The sequence below is a fragment of the Pseudonocardia sp. CA-142604 genome, assembly GCF_050948475.1.
In the GTDB taxonomy this organism is placed as follows: domain Bacteria; phylum Actinomycetota; class Actinomycetes; order Mycobacteriales; family Pseudonocardiaceae; genus Pseudonocardia; species Pseudonocardia alaniniphila.
Genome location: NZ_CP192045.1, coordinates 9446253 through 9463365, shown reverse-complemented (window position 1 = coordinate 9463365; position 17113 = coordinate 9446253). Strand labels below are relative to the sequence as shown.

Below are 17113 nucleotides of genomic sequence, written 5' to 3'. Positions count from 1 at the left end.
GGATGGGGACGGAAGGGGCCCTGCGGGGCCGGGATCCGCCCGCTCGGGCCGAGGTAGTGCTGCAGGAGAGCGCACGCACGCGGGTGACGCGGGTGTCACTGCCGGGGGGCGCCGTTGTCCGGAAGGAGCCGCTCGGGCCGGACGCGCCGAGGCGGCTGCGGCACGAGGAGGCGATCCTCGAGCGGCTGCGCGGTGTCGACGGGGTCGCACAGCTGGTGGAGGCGCCACGTTACCCAGCGTCGATCGTGCTGGTCGACGCTGGCGGCACCACTCTGGCCGGGCTGGCCAAGCCGCTGACCGTCGACGAGCTGATCCGGCTGGCCGGCATGTTGGCCCGAGCGGTCGCGGGAATGCACCGCCGCGGAGTGATGCACCGGGACATCACTCCGGCCAACATCGTGATCTCCGACGAGGGTGCCCCGTGCCTGGTGGACTTCGCGTTGGCGACGTCGTTCGCCGAGATTCGCCCCGAGTTCACCCACCACAGCGAGATCGTCGGGGCGCTGGCCTATCTGGCCCCCGAGCAGACGGGGCGCACCGGCCGGTCGGTGGACCAACGGGCCGATCTGTATGCGTTGGGTGCGACGCTGTACGAGCTGGCGACGGGCCAACCGCCGTTCGGTACCGGCGACCCGCTACGCCTCACCCACGATCACTTGGCACGGGTCCCGGTGCCGCCGGCCCAGGTGAACCCGGCGCTGCCCGCCCCGCTGTCCGAGATCGTCATGCATCTGTTGGAGAAGGAACCCGACCACCGCTACCAGACCGCGGAAGGTCTGGCCCACGACCTGGACCAGGTGCGCGACGCCCAGGCACATCCGGCGGCGGCTCGGGTGCGAATCGGCGAGCACGACGTTCCGCTGCGGCTGCTGCCGCCGTCACGGCTGGTGGGACGCGGCGGCGAGGTGCCGGAGCTGGAGGCGGCGTTCGAGGAGGCGCTGGCGGGCCACTGCCAGGGTGTGCTGGTCAGCGGAGTGCCCGGGGTGGGCAAGACCGCGCTGGTCGATCAGCTGCGGCCGGTGGTGACGGGCCGGGATGGCTGGTTCGTGGCCGGCAAGTTCGACCAGTACCGGCGGGACGTCGAGTTCGACGCGGGTAACCAGGCGTTCCGGGCGTTGGGTCGGCTGTTGCTGGCCGAGCCGGACGACAAGCTGGCCGAGGTCCGCGAACGGATCGTCGAGGCGCTTGGCCCGAACGCGGGTCTGCTCAGCGCTACGGTGCCGGAGTTCGCGGCGGTGCTGGAGGTGCCGCCGGATGCGGGGGATCCGCTGACCGCGCAGGTACGGGCGCAGCGAGCGGCGGTGCAGGTGCTGCGGGCGGTGGCGTCGCGGAAACGGCCGGTGGTGGTGTTCGTCGATGATCTGCAGTGGGGCGGGCGCACCCCGCTCGGCTTCATCGATCTCGTGCTGTCCGAGGAACCGGTCGAGGGCCTGTTGCTGGTGGGGGCCTACCGCGACACCGAGGCGGACGCGGCGCATCCGCTGGCCGTGCTGCTGTCCCGGTGGCGCGAGCAGGCCGGCGTACGGCAGGTGCAGCTGGACAACTTGCCGGTGCCGGGCCTGGTCACCATGGTGGCGGAGATGCTGAACGCGGACCGGGCCGCGGTGGCGGGGCTGGTCGAGGTGATCTACGAGCGCACGTCGGGTAATCCGTACGAGGCGGTGGAGCTGCTCAACGCGCTGCGCCGCGAGGGCGTGCTGACCGCGACGACCGCCGGGTGGCGGTGGGACGACGCGGCCGCGCGGGCTCGTCTGGGCGAGTCCGAGGTGGGCGGGCTGCTCGCGGCGCGGGTCGAGGCGATGCCGCCGGCGTCCCGCGCGCTGGTCGAGGCGATGGCGTGCCTGGGCGGGCGAGCTGAGGCAAGTCTGCTGCAGACGGCCACCGCCGCACCGGCGGGAGTGGTGGACCAGCAGCTGGCGCCCGCGCTCGACGAGGGCGTCCTGGTGGTGGAGCCGGGGCTGCGTGAGGCGGTGCGGTTTCGCCACGACCGGACCCGCGAGGTCATCCTGGGTGGGCTGGACCCGGCGCGGCGACGCGCGCTGCAGCTGGCCATGGCCCGGCGGCTGGCCGGGGTACCGGAGTTGTACGCGGTGGCGGCCGAGCAGTACCTGCCGGTGATCGACGCCGTCACCGATGCGGCGGAGCGCCGGCTGGTGGTGGGGCTGCTGCGCCGTGCCGCCGACCAGGCCAGATTGATCGGGGAATACGCCCTGGTGAACGCGCTGCTGGTCGCAGCGCTGCGGCTGATCGAGCCGGGGGAGACCGCCACGCTGATCGAGGTGCGTACCGGCCGCCACGCCGCCCTCTACAGCCTCGGGCGACTGGACGAGGCGGACGAGGAGTACCACACCCTCGAGCGGCTATGTCCCGACGCGATCCGACGGGCCGACGCGACAGCGGTGCAGGTGAGCAGCCTGACCCACCGCAAACGCTTCAGAGAAGCGATCGATCTGGGCCTGGAGTCGCTGGCTGAGTGCGGCATCGTCGTGCCTGCGGCGGACCGACTCGGTCAGGAGCTCGACCACCAGTTCGAGTATCTGTACCGGTGGCTGGACACCGACGCCGCCGATGATCTGACTCGGCCGGAGATCACCGACCGCACGTTGCTCGCCGCGACGCGCCTGATCAACGCAATCCAAGTGGCGGGCTACTTCGTCGCCGACCACGCGACGTCTGCCTGGCTGTGCCTGGAGGCGCTGCGGATCTGGATCGAGCACGGACCGGGACAGACCCTTGTCGGGCCCGCCTCCATCGCGGCCTTCCACGCCGTGGCACAGCGCGGCGACAGCGCCGCCGGATATCAGGCGTTGCGGCGGATCCTGGCGGTGGGTGAAGCCCGCGGCTATGAGCCCGATACCTCGCTCGCGCGCCGGGTGTTCGGCATCCTCAGTTGCTGGGTCGAGCCCATCGAGACCGGTGTCCAAGCCACTCAGCGTGCCCGCGAGGGGCTGATCGCTGGTGGTGATCTGGCCTACGTCGGCGTCACCTACTACGCGACCGCCTACTTCCTGCAGGACTGTGCGCCAACCCTCGACCACCTCGTCGACCAGGTAGAGGCGGCGCTGGCCTTCGCACGGCGCACCGGCAACGAACAGACCGACCAGGTGCTCGACAGCTACCGGTGGCTGGCGGGCGTGCTGCGCGGCGAAAGCTCCGCCGCAGCCGGTGACGCGGTTCCCGCCGACCGGTACGCCGACAACCCGCTGGCACTCGTCCTGGCACACATCGCCCGGGCAGTCGCCGCAACCGTCTTCGGCCATCCGGTCGTCGCGGCGCGACACACCGCCGCGGCGATGCCGCTGCTGCCAGCCGCCCTGGGGTTCTACCCGACCGCCGTGGCCCACCTACTGCGCGGGCTCAGCCTGGCCGGACAGGCCCGCGCCACGGACGGTGCGGAGCGCGAGGGTCTGCTGTCCGAGATGGACGATGTGATCCGGTGGCTGGCCGCCCGTGCTGCGGACGCGCCGGACAACTTTCTGCACCTGCTGCGGTTGCTGGAGGCCGAGCGGGCCTGGGCGGTCGACGACTTCCGCGCCGCCGCCCTCGCCTTCGACACCGCCCGACGCGAGGTCGCTGCCCGTCAACGACCGTGGCATCGGGCCCTGATCACCGAACACGCGGCCCGTTTCCACCTGGCCCACGGCCTCGACCACGTCGGCCACGAGCTGCTCGCCCAGGCCCGCCAGGCCTACGCCGCGTGGGGCGCCACCGAGAAAGTCGACCAACTGGATTGGGCCTACCCCACCCTGCGGCCCGGGACCGACACGATCGCCGTCGACAGCGGCGATCAACCCGCCGATGTTGGCCACCAGCGGTCCACGGTCACCACCGGCACGCTCGACCTTCTCGGCATCCTGTCGGCCTCCCAGGCACTCAGCTCCGAGACCAGCATCGAACGCCTGCACGCCCGCGTCGTCGAGGTGCTCAGCGCGATGACCGGCGCCACCGGCGTGCACCTGCTGCTGTGGAACACAGAGCGCCACGACTGGCTGCTCCCCACCCCCAACAGCGACACCGGCACCACCCACATCGCGGACACCGCCCGGGACGCGGGCACCGCCGAGGAACCTGTGGTCCCCCTGTCGGTGCTGCGCTATGCCCAACGCCTGGGCGAACCCCTCGTGGTCGCCGACGCCACCGACGACGACCGCTTCGCCCGCGACCCCTACTTCACCGACCTGCCGTGCTGCTCCCTGCTAGCCGTCCCGATCCTCAGCCGGGGCTGCCTGCGGGCGGTGCTGCTGCTGGAAAACCGGCTCATCCGCGCCGCGTTCACCGCCGACCGGCTCGACGCGGTCACCCTCATCGCCGGCCAACTCGCCGTCTCCCTGGACAACACCCAGCTCTACGCCGAGCTCACCACCTCCCGCGCCCGCATCGTCACCACCGCCGACCAGACCCGCCGCCGCATCGAACGCGACCTGCACGACGGCGCCCAGCAAGAACTGGTCGCCCTCGCCCTACAAGCCCGCGCCGCCCAAGCGCTGATTCCCCCCGACGCGGTCGAGCTGACCACCCAGCTCGACGACCTGGCCACCCGGGCCAGCAGCGCCCTGGACGAGTTGCGCGAACTCGCCCGCGGCATCCACCCCGCCGTCCTCGCCGAAGGCGGCCTCCCTCCCGCACTCCACACACTCGCCCGCCGCTGCCCCATCCCGGTCGAACTGGACATCCACACCGACGGTCGGCTGCCCGAACAGATCGAGATCGCCGCCTACTACCTGATCGCCGAGGCCCTGACCAACACCGCCAAACACGCCCACGCCAGCACCGTCCACGTCACCATCGACACCACCGAACACGACGACACCGGCACCATGCTGCGGGTTCGCGTCCGCGACAACGGCCAAGGCGGCGCCGACCCCACCCTCGGAACCGGCCTGATCGGACTCACCGACCGGGCCGAGGCACTCGGCGGCCACCTCTCCATCCACACCGCACCCGGCGCAGGAACCACCCTGCAAGCCGAACTCCCGCTGCCCCCCGCCCACAGGGGTTCCGGCTGACAGAGCCACTCCCTCGTCGGCCTGTTCCCGGACTCCTCGTCAGGCCAAGGAATCGACAGCTCAGCCACGGGGCCGGCAGCGCGTACGGCCTGCCGACGAAGGACTGGTGCCCCGCCGTGGTGAAGGTGCGCACGGGCTCGTGGCCGGGCGACCAACAAGACGGCCGCGCAACCGGACACGTCGTCAGGTGGTGGGACGCCATCACCGACCTCAACCGGCAGCTACCCGACCACCAGGCCACATATTCCCGCTTCGGGCGCGTGACGATGGCGAACTCGCGTAGGAAAGCGTCGGCTGACGCCCCACACATCGCTCGACCAACTGCGCGTGCAATGCGCGATGCCTGCCCCGAACGCGCGTTCCGCATCGGTTCAGAACCCCGCATGGGGAGCAGCCTTCGGCAGCTCGGCCAATCCCCACCGACTGGCGGTCGGCTCAGCCGATGGCCCATCCGATCCTGTTTGGTCCGCAGATAGCGGACGTTGTGCGGGTTCTCGGCCACCGGGAGGCCGACCCGGCCGACGATCTGCAGGCCGTGCCCGTCGAGGCCGCCGAACTTCGCCGGATTGTTCGTGATCAGGCGGAGTCTCTGGACACCGAGATCGGTGAGGATCTGCGCACCCGTGCCGTGGTTGCGTGAGTCCACGGGCAGACCCTGCGCGGTACACTGTCCCGCTCGTGAAGCGGCTGGCCGTTGCTCGGAATACGCCTAGCGTTCTGCTTCACATTCCGTGTCGAACGGAGTACAGGCCATGGCCGACAATCTTGACCGGGCGCAGGCCACCGGAGCGGGAACCGAGCCGGACCGCGACGTGATCGCCCGCGCCACCGCTCTGGTGCCGCTGATCCGTGAGCACGCCGAGAAGTCGTCGCAGGAGCGACGCGTGGTGCCCGAGGTCGTTGACGCCCTCGAAGAGGCTGGGCTGTTCAAGCTCCTCGTGCCGCGCCGGCTCGGCGGCCTGGAGACGAACCTGCGCACCATGATGGAGTGCGTGGCGGAGGTGGGACGCGGTGACGGCTCGACCGCCTGGACGGTGGCACTGCTCAGCGTGTGCACCTGGTTCTCGACGACGTTCTCCGACGAGGCGCAGCAGGAGATGTACGCGACGCCGGACGCGAAGGCGTGCGGCGTCTTCTCTCCGCCGCTGAAGTCGGAGCGGGTCGAGGGCGGCTACCTCGTGAGCGGTCGTTGGGCGTACTCGTCCGGGTGGTTCGCCGCGACCTGGGCGACCTTGGGCATCGGCGTCGAGGGAGACGACCCGCGCGGGCTGGCACTCATCCCCTCAAGTGCCTGGAAGATCGAGCCGACCTGGTTCGTGGCCGGCATGAAGGGCTCCGGCAGCGACACGATCGTGGTCGAGGACCACTTCGTGCCCGACCACCGCATCCAGCGGTTCGCCGACATGGTCGAAGGCCACTTCAGCACGTCGCACAAGGCCGACGAACAGAACGCGAACATGGCGTTCATGCCGGTTGCCGCGATCATTCTGGTCGGCCCCCAGATCGGTCTCGCGCGGCACGCGATGGAGCGCACGCTGGCCGGGCTGCCGAAGAAGAACGTCGCCTACACCTGCTACACGAACGCCCGGAACTCGCCGACACATCAGGTCGGGGTGGCCGAGGCCGCGACCCGGTTCGATCAGGCCGAGATGCTCATGCAGCGCGCATGCGCCGATATCGACGACGCCGCGGCGCGCGGTGTGCGGCTCGACAGGCTGACCAGGGCCCGCGTCCGCATGGACAGCGGAATGATCGGGGAGCTCGTCAAGGACGGCGTGGACCGGCTCATGACCGCCAACGGGGCGTCGTCCTTCTCCGACGCCAACGTCCTGAGCATGATCTGGCGGGACTCTGAGATCGCGGGCCGGCACGCGCTGATGATGCCCGAGCTCGGCAAGGAGGCCTACGGTCGCCTGCTGCTCGGTGCCGACGAGCCGCTGCCCATCGACGTCTGATCGCCTACCCATCCCAGGGTCCCGTAGGACCGCCGCGTGCTGCGCGCTGCCGCCCCGACCAGCGCGGAGTGGCTGTTCTGCCATGTTTACGGTCGCGGGCGCAATCAGGCGCAGCTGATCCCGGGTTGGCCGTACTCCTTCGTCGCCGCGCACAGGCTGGCACTACATCAGGAGCCCGACCGGTCGAGCCAGAGATTGGCGTAAAAAAGGTCGCGCGTGATGTAGCGCTGGACTCCTCGGACGTCGGGCAGTGTGATAGTCGACATGTAGCTTCGGTTGAGGAACAGCAGCGCAAGATCCTGGTTGACCAGACGTTCGACCTCGCCGTAGAGGGTGGTGCGTTCGGTCTCGTCAGTGCTGCTGGCGGCCTGGTCGAGGAGGCGGTCTACCTCTGGATTGGAGTAGGAGCCGAAGTTGATCGATCCGTCGGTGTGTAGGAGACGGGACGCGGCGGGGTAGGGGTAATCGAACGAGGTTCCGTTTGGCACCAGTTCGAAGTCGCCGCTCTGCAGGATGCTTCCGGTGAACTCGGCGAGGTCGTAAAGCTCCACCTCGACCTGCATGCCCGCCGCCGCGAGTTGGGCCTGGACAAATTCGCCTAAGGTGACGTCGGTGCGGCTGGCTTTGAAGGAGAACGCAGCGCTGCCGCCGTCGGCGACATAGTCGGCGACCAGTTGGCGGGCTCGTTCCAAGTCGAATTCAGGGTATCCCTGCCCGGCCGTCGGGTTGTCAAAAGGGCTCCCCGTGGCGAAAAGGCTGTCTGAGCTGATGAGCTGGTTGCTGTAGAGACTTGCGGCGAGAGCTCGGACGTCGATGGCGTGCGCAACAGCCTCGCGCATCCGGCGGTCGTCAAAGGGGGGACGGGAAAAATTATAGGTGAAGAAGAAGCCGCCGTTGCTGGGCCCGTAGTAGACGGTGAAGCGGGGGTCGTCGTAGGCGCGGAGAAGCTCGGTCGGATATCCCCCGTTGATGAGGTCGACGTCGCCGTTGATGATCGAGGCGAAGCGGGTCTCGGTGTCGGAGAGTGGCCGCACCTCGAGGCCGTCGAGCCGAGGTAGTCCAGGCTGCCAGTAGTGCTCGTTGCGTTGGAGGAGCATACGGCTGTCGCGCTGCCAGCTGGTGAGCCGGAAGGGGCCAGCGCCGACGGGGTGGGCGCCGACTTCGTCGCCGTACTGCGCGATGGCGGCCGGCGAAATGATCATTCCGAGGGTGCCGGCGAAGATGCCTTGGGTGAAAACGGCGGGAAAGTTGCCGAGCGGGACGGCGAGTGAGAACTCGACGGTCAGCGGATCTATCGCGCGCATCGCGGTGATCTGTCGGGCGTAGGCAGCGGCTGGGGAGGCAGGAGCGTCGATGTGGCGCTGTGTGTTGATGACGACGGCCTCTGCGTCGAGTGGGGTGCCGTCAGAGAAGAGCACGCCGTCGCGGAGGCGCATCACCCAGGTGCGCGCGTCGTCCGGAGTTTCCATGGACTCGGCCAGGTAGGGCACGACCTCGCCTCCAGGGCTCAGTCGCAGCAGGGAGTCGTAGACGGCAGGGGCGATGAGGTTGCCGTTCTGCACAGTGGGATCGAAGCTGGCGACCTCGCGATCATTGCCGATGATCAGCGTGCCACCGGTCCGCGGTTCGCCCTCGGTGGCGGGGTCCCCGCCCCATGGCCGTACGGGCACCAGTGGTGAGCGACCGTCCGCGCCGCCGCCCTGGTTGACCCCGACCGCTCCGCACGCCGCCAGCAGCGCTGCAACCATCGCGACGGCGACGGCCATGACCGGTCTCCTGGGACGGGCCCTGCCGACCCTCCCCCGTAGGTCGTGCAGCATCACGTCTCCTCACCGAGCACGCCGCTCTCCGCCGCATGAGCGTATTCAATCTTGAAGTTAGCAATAGGAACTGTCAAGAACCCAACTCCCGACCCGCTAGTGAGGAAGGCTCGGCGAGCTCATCAGAAAGCTGACGTTCGGGTCCATGTTTCGCGAGCAACGGCGAGATCTGGATCGCGCCTGTATCTGCAGGTTTCAACCCTCGTGTCAGTGCGGTGGCGTTGTCGCCTCATGGGATCCCGACCTGAACCGGCCTGAATAGAGGAACCATCGTCGGCCTCCCCGGGTCCGGCTGGTACGCCCGACCTCGACGTCCGATCATGCGACTGGCTCGCAACCGCCTCCGCCGCACCGAGCGCGACGCCGGGCGCGGGGGACCTTCACCAGCGACGCCCACACCGGCGGATGTATTGCACGGGTACAGGTGCAGATCCGCGTCGAGCCGGCTGTGGACGAAGTTGCAGCACTGCTGGATCTCGAGCCGGGCAGCGAGGTCCTCGTGCGAGACCGTGTCATGTTCGCCGCTTGTGCGGCGTGAGCTGCACGGAGCCGATCATGCGGTCGCGGTGTGCGGGTCCTCGAACTGGCGCCTGGCCCAGCCCAGGTCGGCCTTGCCGGTGTTGGCCCGCTGCACCTCGGGCACGAACATGAAGCGGCGAGGTTTCTTGTAGCCGGCGAGGCGGGTCGCGACGAAGGAAGCGAGCTCGTCCGGGTCGACGGCCGCGCCGCGTTCGAGCGAGACCACGGCAGCGACGGTGCTGCCCCAGCGCGGGTCGGGCAGCCCGAGCACCACGGCGTCCCGCACAGCGGGGTGCTCGTGCAGCACGAGTTCCACCTCGTCGGTGTAGACCTTCTCACCGCCGGTGTTGATCACTGAGCTGCCGCGGCCGAGCAGCCGCAGCCGCCCATCGGCCTCCAGCAGCGCCATGTCGCCGGGGATGGAGTAGCGCACTCCGTCGATGTCGTGGAAGGCGCCGGCGGTCTTTTCCGGGTCGCCTTCGTAGCCGGAGACCGGCGCCACCGGTGCGGCGAGGACCCCGATGGTGCTGGAGCCGGGTTCGACGTCGTGGTCGTGCTCGTCGAGGAGGCGGGCGCCGGGGGCGAGCCGAAAGGTCCCGGCCTCGTCGTCCTTGCTGGCCCGGGTGAGCATGGAGGTGGCGTAGATCCCGCCTTCGGACGCGGCGATCGTGTCGATGAGGGCGAGGTCAGCATGGGTGAGTAGGCGCCGTTTCACTCCGGTGCTCCACACGGCGCCGATGCTGCGGATGCGGCGCAGTGTGTCGATCCCGGGCGGTCGGCCGGCGGCCGCGGCCTCGTCCAGGGCGTCGAGCAGGCGCAGCGCGAACGCGTCCCCGACGATGACGAGGTCGGTGACGCCGTGCCTGCGGATCGTCTCGAGGATGTCCGCCCCTGTCGTGGTGCGACCCGGCAACAGGGCCACCGGGGCGCCGGTGGCCAGCGCGCCGAGCGCCGAGTACAGCCCGGTGCCGTGCATGAGCGGCGGCGCGGGGAGCAGCACCATCCCGCCCGGGTCGTGCGGGTCGAGGTCGAGGGCCTGGTTCAGGGCCTCGACGTCGTCGGCCCGCGCGGTCACGCCCAGGGCGGCGAACCAACCGGACCGCACGCCGCGTAGCCGCTCGGTGTGGCTGCCCAGCACGGCTTTGGGGTAGCCGGTGGTGCCGCCGGTGAACAGCAGCCACTCGGTGTCCCCGCGCGCACGCCGCGGCTGCCGGGGTGCGGCGGCGACCTCGGGCCCGAACCCGCCGGCCGGGTCGATGGTGACCACCAGCCGGCAGTCGTGCAGGACCGCGGCGGCCTCCCGCGCGATGTCGACCAGGTCCGGGTCGGCGATCACCGCCCGGGCCCGGGAGCTTGCCAGGATGTGGCGGACCTCCTCGGCCCGGTACCGGTAGTTCACGTTCACCGGGGTCGCGGTGACCTTGAACAGCGCGAACAACGCCACCAGGTACTCGGGGGAATTGCGGGCGTGCAGCGCCACCCGCTGCCCGGCCCGGATCCCGCAGGCCGCGAGGTGACCGGCGAGCCGGTCGGCCGCCTCGTCGAACTGCGCCCAGGTCAGCACCCGCTCCCCGGCCATGACCGCCACCCGGTCGGGGGCGAGGTCGGCGATCTGCTCGAAGTGCGAGGCGAAGTTGTCCTCCAACCCGGCGCCCATCAGGCCGCCCCGTCCTTCCTGTTTTTCCCGTGCTTGCCGTCCTTGTCCAGCCCGAACAGCCGGGCCGCGTTGTGCAGCATGATGTCCGGTTTCGCCCTGTCGCGGATCTCGAGGTCGGCGTGACCTGCTTCTCGATCTCGAAGAGGCGATCGTCCTCCGGCACCCGCGGGTACGGGACGTCGATCGCGATGTCCATGTACGCGGTGCACGGCTGCGCGGTGACGACGAGCATCCGCGACGCCACCAGCACCTCGGTGTCGAGGAACTCCGGGACAACGGGCCCGACAGCTGTCTCGCTGGTCCCGGTCGTTCCTCGTACTCATGACGACCCCGTCCGCAGGTCGGTGCGGAACAGCCCCTCGGGCACCGCCGGCACGAAGTTGTCCGCGCCGAGCACCGGGATGAGCTGCTCGATGAGCCGGCTCTCGGCGTCGACCTGCTCCTGGGTCCAGTCGGGGATGTAGCGCGAGGCCACGCGTTCCTGGAGCAGTTGCGGGGCCCGCGGGTCGGTCAGGTCGACCGACCTGGCGTAGTCGGCCCACACATTCTGGTCGCTCTGGATGAAAGCGATCGTGTCGTCGAGCGCGGCGCTCAATGCGTTGAGCACACCGCAGTGGGACTCCGCGTACTCGTCCGTGCTGGCCACCATGACGTGACCGGGCAGCTTGCCGAACTGCTCCTGGTAGTCCTCGGAGATGTCGCTGAGGACGCGGTACTTGTCCGACAGCATCGCCCGCACGGTGGCGACGGTCCCGATGAGCGCAGCGTCGACGTTGCCCGCGTCGAGTAGGCCGAGCACCGCGGCGTCCGGACCCTCGATCACGTCGACGTCGTGTTCGAGGCTGTCGATGCCGTATTTCTCCTTGGCCACCAGGGAGGCGAGCCCGAACGTGATGCCCGAGGGGCCGCCGAACGCGCCGAGCTTGCGCCCACGCAGGTCGGAAAGGCTGCGCAAGTCCGAGTCCTTTCGCGTCACCACGACGTTCGAGGGGCTGGTCAGAACATCGAAGATCATCGTGCCGCGGCCCTGCTCACGGGCGGTGGCCATCGCGGTGAGCCCACCGAAGCCGACGTCCACGGCCTTCTGCGCGATCGCGGTGTGCAGGGCGGTGGGGTTCTGGAACGGGCTGATCTCCAGCTGGAGCTTCTGCTTCTCGGCGAAGCCCTGCTCCTGCATCACGAACATGACGAGGTCCTGAGCGCCGGGGTTGACACCGAGCCGGAGACTCTGCCGTTCGGTCAGCGGCCCGCAGCCGGCCGCCGATGCCGACGCCGCGTTACCCCCACCGCCGCCGCATGCCGCGAGCGCGATGCTCAGGACGCCCAGCAGCGCCAGTGGCCAACGCCGTCTCCTGGTCCGATCGGATGGGGAGCACTTCATCGTGATCTCCTCTCGCACCGGCCGTCGTTCGGAGGCGCGCTCCGGGGACGGGCCTCAGTTCTCGGTGACGCGAGCCGTCCCGGCTGCCGACACGATGGCCGGGTCCGATCGCTGAAAGACATCCGTCGCGGCGTCGTAGATCGCCACCAGCGACTCGTGCAGCACCTGCTGGTGCTCATCGGGTACCGCCTGCAACAGACGGTCGTTCACTGCCTCGAGCGCAGCGTCGCCCGCCTCCTTCGCCTCGCGCCCTGAAGGGGTCAAGCTGAGCACGATCTGGCGTCGGTTCTGAGGGTTGTCCTGCCGCTCGAGCAGGCCGCGGCGCACCAGGCCCTCCACGCTTCCGGAGACCGTCGGGAGGGTCAGGTTGCCGAACGCTGCGAGCGCCGCCATCGAAGTGTGGCCCTCCGCGACCCGGCGCAGCATGCGGTGCTGACGGAACGTGAGCGAGGTGTCCAGCTGTCCAAGAACCCGCCCGTAGAGGCGGTTCAACCGGGCCGACGCCGAGACGAGAAGCACGCCGAGGTCGTTGCCGTGCCCGGCGTCGGGCCCTGCTGGACTCATATCACTCCTTGATAGGGGTCCTAACAGTTAGGGCCCCTATAGTGAACAGCGTCACTCGATCGAGTCAAGAGGTTGGCGGGCGTGCGAGAGCGCGTGACTCGGCCAACACCGCCGGCACGTGCTCGGAGGGGTGCCGGTCAGCCCGATCGGTCAGGCCCGAACCGCCAGCGGCGCCGAAGCCGAACCCAGCTCTCCCGACGCCTGCCGAGGCTGCGCGGATCGCCGGGCGGCACCCCCACGCTCGGCCATGCTGAAATGCAGCGGCTCGACGTACTTCAGGTTGTCCGGGCATGGGGCTGCTGATCGGGGCATCCGGGCCGGCGATCATCGCTACCCTGGGGCTTTCGGTGCCGATACATAAACTCCCGTGATGCCCCTTCCGTCTCGAGTCAGTGATCTGACCAGCTTCGACCTGCTGCTGAGTGTGGCGAAGCTGGGCAGCATCGGGCGCGCGGCAGCGGCGCACCAGTTGTCCCAGCCGGCCGTGAGCGCGAGATTGCGGCAACTGGAGCATCAGGTCGGCGCTCGCCTGCTGGAGCGGGGTGCACGCGGTGCGCGGTTGACGACTGTTGGTGAGCTGGTGGCCGGTTGGGCTCAGCCCGCGGTGGATCGCGCAGCCGATCTTGAAGAGGGCATCGCGGCCTTGAGGCGGGACCGGCACACGCATCTGCGGGTCGCCGCCAGCCTGACCGTGGCTGAGTACTTGCTGCCCGCGTGGTTGATCGCGTTGCGGTCGGTCGACCCGGACACGATGACCGCGCTGAGCTCCGGGAACTCCGCCGAGGTCGCCGCTCAGATACTCGCCGGGGAAGCCGAGATCGGTTTCGTCGAGGGACCGAAGGTGCCCGGAGGCGTGCAGGCTCGTGAAGTCGCGCGGGACGAGCTGGCTGTGGTGGTGGCGCCATCCCACAGGTGGGCGCGGCGGAGGCGGGTGCGCGCCGCGGAGCTGGTCAAGACACCGATGGTCAGCCGGGAGCCGGGCTCCGGTACCCGGCAGGCCTGGGAACAGGCGGTGCGCGAGCAGCTCGACACCGACGTGGCCGCTCCGATCCTCGAGGTGTCCTCGACCACGGCGATCAAGGCGGCGGTGATGGGAGGCATCGGTCCCGCGGTGCTCAGCGTGCGCGCTGTCACGGCCGAGCTGGTCGCCGGAACGCTGGTGCGGCTGGCCGTGCCCGGTCTGGATCTGACGCGGCGAATGCATGCGATCTGGCCGGCCGGGAACACCTTGCAGGGCCCGGCCAGTGACTTGTTGGCCATCGCACTGCGAAGCGCGGTCGCCTGATCTTCGTTGGCCGACCGAGTCCTTTCTGCCGTTGCGCCGTCGCCGACGCAGTGACGAAATCCCGTGGCTCATCGCTCCGCACAGCCGACATACGAGCGGACCCATAAGCGCCGGCTATGCATCCATCAGCGATTCCGCCAGCTCGACCTGGGCAACCACGCACACAGTGGAGCTATGACATCTTCGAGGGGCGCCCAGACCACGACTGGGGCTACGTCTGCGATCGACCACGACGGGCGCGGCGTCGTGAAACCCACGCCGGCGGAGGTGATGGAGGACACCGGCAGTGGGCTGGACTACGGAGTCCGGCCGGATCGGATGCCGGGCCTTCTCACTCCGACCGATCGCTTCTACATCCGCAGCCACGCACCAACGCCACGGGTGGATGCTGCGACGTGGACGCTGCGGGTCGAGGGAAGCGGCGTGCACGAACCGGTCACCTACACCTACGACGATCTGTGGAACCGGTTCCCACACGTTTCGGTGGTCCGCACGATCGAGTGCGCAGGCAATCGCCGGGTGTTGTTCGGTGAGGAGGTCGGTCGGCCGTTCGCGGGCACGCAGTGGGGGCGGGGTGCGATCGGGACCGCGGAGTGGACCGGCGTCCGGCTCCGCGACCTGCTCGAACCGGCCGGAATCACACCGAAGACGCGCGAGGTCATGCCTGAAGGGCTTGACGAGATCCGGGCCCGTCGGCCATTGCCGCTGGACAAGGCGTGGGCCGACGACACCGTGGTCGCGTTGGCCATGAACGGTGAGGTGCTCCCGCCCGATCACGGGTTCCCGGCCCGGCTGGTGGTGTCCGGGTGGCTCGGCGCGGCGAGCATCAAGTGGCTGGGCAGGATCGAGGTCTCCGAAGAGCCCCTGTACGTGCCCTGGAACACCGTGGACTACGTGCTGATCGGCCCGGACTTCCCCGCGGAGGGACCAGCGCGGGGACCGGTGATCACCGCACTCCCGGTGGCGAGTCTGGTGGAGCTGCCCTGGCCCGCGCGGCTGCAGGCGGAGCCGCAGGTGATCCGCGGGCGGGCGTTCGCGGGCGAGAACCGGGTGGCGCGGGTCGAGTACCGCATCGACGACGGCCCCTGGCAGGACGCCGCGATCGAATCGCCGACGACATCGGGGGTGTGGGTGCGTTGGCAGTTCCACTGGGATCCGGAACCGGGCGAGCACACGCTCCGAGTCCGCGCCACCGACGACCAGGGCAACACGCAACCGGAGTCCTCCACCTCGAACGAACTGGGGTACCTGCAGACTTCGGTGCTGGCGCACCCCGTGCGCGTCGAACCCGCGACCCGTCGCGAGTGGGCACACCGGGCGGAGAAAGCTGATTCCGGGGTGAACGGCAGGGCCGCATGACCATGTGGCCACTCGGACGGCACTCGTACGTCGTCTCTCGTCGATGATTGAAGTCGAACGACCTGGATCTCGCATTATCGGCCGTCGCTGACGGTTGGTACAACAAACATGGACCGTCAGGAGAAAATCATGAGTGAGTACATCGCCGGAGTCGCCATCCCCGACTCTCGGATAGCCGATGAGACAACCGCCTTCATCCAAGACGTAGAGTCGCCAGTGCTGTACCACCACTCCCGGCGAACGTATCTGTTCGGGGCGCTGCACGGTCAGCGTCTTGGGATCAAGGCCGATCCAGAGCTTCTTTACGTCGCAGCGATGTTCCATGACCTCGGGCTGGTGGAGGGGCACCGAAACCTGACTCGGCGGTTCGAAGTGGACGGTGCCGACGCAGCCCGTGACTTCCTGCTGTCGCACGACGTGCCCGCCGATGCTGTACGTCGCGTCTGGTTATCCATCGCCGTGCACAGTACGCACGGAATCCCAGAGTTCATGGAGCCCGAGGTCGCGCTCCTGGCGGCCGGAGTAAGAATCGACGTCGACGGCGCCGGCCTGGACCTGCTCGACCCGGTTGCTATCGAGGAGATCATCGCGGTGCATCCTCGGTACGACTTCAAGCGCCAGGGACTGAAGGCCATCGCCGAAGGGGTCAAGGACCGGCCCGGCACCCTCCTCGGAACGATCGCAGCGGATATGCTCGCGCACTACTCACCCGAGTTCAAGCGCGTCGACTTCGTCGATGTCGTCAGGAACAACGCCTGGCCTGAATAGGTCGGAGAGCGTGTTCGAGATGTCCCGGCGTGTACGTGATCATGGCGGGGTCGTCCACGGCGGATCGATGCCGGGACGCACCAGCCGAGGCAGGTCCGGCCGTGCCAGGTACCCGTCGGATCCAACCGATCGGCAGTGGGAGTTGGTTGAGCCGCTGCTACCTGTGCCGAAGACGGGTGGCCGCCCGCAGAAGCACCCGCGGCGCACGATCCTCGGTTCGAGGGGTGTCGTGGACAAGGTCACGCGTGGCACGCGGATGCACCCGTGACCAGACGGACGACGATCACGGGGCCGTGACCGTCTGCACGAACAGCTGCGGGTCGGGGTGTGCCGGCGCAGCCGGTGCCGTCCGTCGGAACGGAGAGCCGCGGTGTCACCCAGGGGATAGACCCGCAGCCCAGGCACCGGCGTCGGCTTGCAGACCGCCTCGTTGAAGTTCAACACGTTGACGAGCTGGAGCTGGGCAACTGCGGTGCCGCCGGGCGGAATCGGCACCTGCCGTCCGCGTTCGCCCGCGGCGTGCGGATGACGGCAGGCGGCCTGGCAGGGACTGGGCGCGGGACGGGCGGTGTGAGGCGCCGGAGCGGTGGCGGGTGCGTGCAGGTGTCGGCGGATCCGGTCGCCGATCAGGGCAAGGGTGTTGGGCTTGTCTCGAATAGTTCAAGTGACGCTTGCGGTGACGATCTGTTCTTCCGAGCTGTCGCGCCCACCACACTCGAGGCCAAATGTACGGACGTTGTCCTAGGTTAAATGTACGTACATTCGACAGGTCCTCGACCAGGACCGCGACAGCCCGAAG

At 69.2% G+C, this 17113-nt stretch carries 10 protein-coding genes and 2 pseudogenes; 6 read left to right on the top strand and 6 right to left on the bottom strand.

Annotated elements, in window-relative coordinates:
* The first annotated feature begins 2 nt into the window (after positions 1 to 2).
* Positions 3 to 5006: an AAA family ATPase gene (locus ACQPZQ_RS43185; protein WP_433290243.1), complete on the top strand. Its 5004-nt coding sequence runs from the start codon at positions 3 to 5 to the stop codon at positions 5004 to 5006.
* On the opposite strand, the gene ACQPZQ_RS43180 is transcribed toward ACQPZQ_RS43185, so the two are convergent.
* Positions 4891 to 5652, bottom strand: coding sequence for a hypothetical protein (locus tag ACQPZQ_RS43180; RefSeq protein ID WP_433290242.1), 762 nt, complete (start codon positions 5650 to 5652; stop codon positions 4891 to 4893). The two genes, ACQPZQ_RS43185 and ACQPZQ_RS43180, sit on opposite strands and share 116 nt — an antisense overlap.
* 106 nt (positions 5653 to 5758) lie before the next feature.
* Here ACQPZQ_RS43180 and ACQPZQ_RS43175 point away from each other — a divergent pair, with 106 nt between their 5' ends.
* Positions 5759 to 6961 carry an acyl-CoA dehydrogenase family protein gene (locus ACQPZQ_RS43175; RefSeq protein ID WP_433290241.1) on the top strand — a complete coding sequence of 401 codons (1203 nt, stop codon included), beginning with the start codon at positions 5759 to 5761 and terminating at the stop codon, positions 6959 to 6961.
* A 167-nt stretch (positions 6962 to 7128) separates the two neighbouring features.
* Here the strand turns inward: ACQPZQ_RS43175 and ACQPZQ_RS43170 are convergent, their stop codons facing one another.
* The 4 genes from ACQPZQ_RS43170 to ACQPZQ_RS43155 all read right to left on the bottom strand — a co-directional run bounded on the left by ACQPZQ_RS43170 (position 7129) and on the right by ACQPZQ_RS43155 (position 12902).
* Entirely contained in the window at positions 7129 to 8727 is a 1599-nt protein-coding gene (locus ACQPZQ_RS43170; protein WP_433290240.1) for an ABC transporter substrate-binding protein, read from the bottom strand.
* 607 nt (positions 8728 to 9334) lie between these two features.
* On the bottom strand, positions 9335 to 10957 hold the full coding sequence (locus ACQPZQ_RS43165) for an AMP-binding protein (protein WP_433290239.1): 1623 nt from the start codon (positions 10955 to 10957) through the stop codon (positions 9335 to 9337).
* A gap of 319 nt (positions 10958 to 11276) precedes the next feature.
* Positions 11277 to 12338 carry an ABC transporter substrate-binding protein gene (locus tag ACQPZQ_RS43160; RefSeq protein WP_433290238.1) on the bottom strand — a complete coding sequence of 354 codons (1062 nt, stop codon included), beginning with the start codon at positions 12336 to 12338 and terminating at the stop codon, positions 11277 to 11279.
* Between the two features lie 54 nt (positions 12339 to 12392).
* On the bottom strand, positions 12393 to 12902 hold the full coding sequence (locus ACQPZQ_RS43155; protein WP_433290237.1) for a MarR family winged helix-turn-helix transcriptional regulator: 510 nt from the start codon (positions 12900 to 12902) through the stop codon (positions 12393 to 12395).
* A gap of 370 nt (positions 12903 to 13272) precedes the next feature.
* On the opposite strand from ACQPZQ_RS43155, the gene ACQPZQ_RS43150 reads away from it, so the two are divergent.
* From ACQPZQ_RS43150 to ACQPZQ_RS43135, 4 genes and pseudogenes are all read left to right on the top strand, one after another.
* Entirely contained in the window at positions 13273 to 14187 is a 915-nt protein-coding gene (locus ACQPZQ_RS43150; protein ID WP_433290236.1) for a LysR family transcriptional regulator, read from the top strand.
* Between the two features lie 246 nt (positions 14188 to 14433).
* Positions 14434 to 15546: a sulfite oxidase gene (locus tag ACQPZQ_RS43145; protein ID WP_433290235.1), complete on the top strand. Its 1113-nt coding sequence runs from the start codon at positions 14434 to 14436 to the stop codon at positions 15544 to 15546.
* 129 nt (positions 15547 to 15675) lie between these two features.
* A complete protein-coding gene (locus ACQPZQ_RS43140; RefSeq protein ID WP_433290234.1) occupies positions 15676 to 16314 on the top strand; it encodes an HD domain-containing protein in 639 nt (212 codons plus the stop codon).
* 67 nt (positions 16315 to 16381) lie between these two features.
* Positions 16382 to 16549, top strand: a pseudogene (locus tag ACQPZQ_RS43135) (transposase); the annotation flags it as partial.
* Between the two features lie 128 nt (positions 16550 to 16677).
* On the opposite strand, the pseudogene ACQPZQ_RS43130 reads toward ACQPZQ_RS43135, so the two are convergent.
* Positions 16678 to 16917: pseudogene (locus ACQPZQ_RS43130) on the bottom strand (DUF4232 domain-containing protein); the annotation flags it as partial.
* Positions 16918 to 17113: the final 196 nt, after the last annotated feature.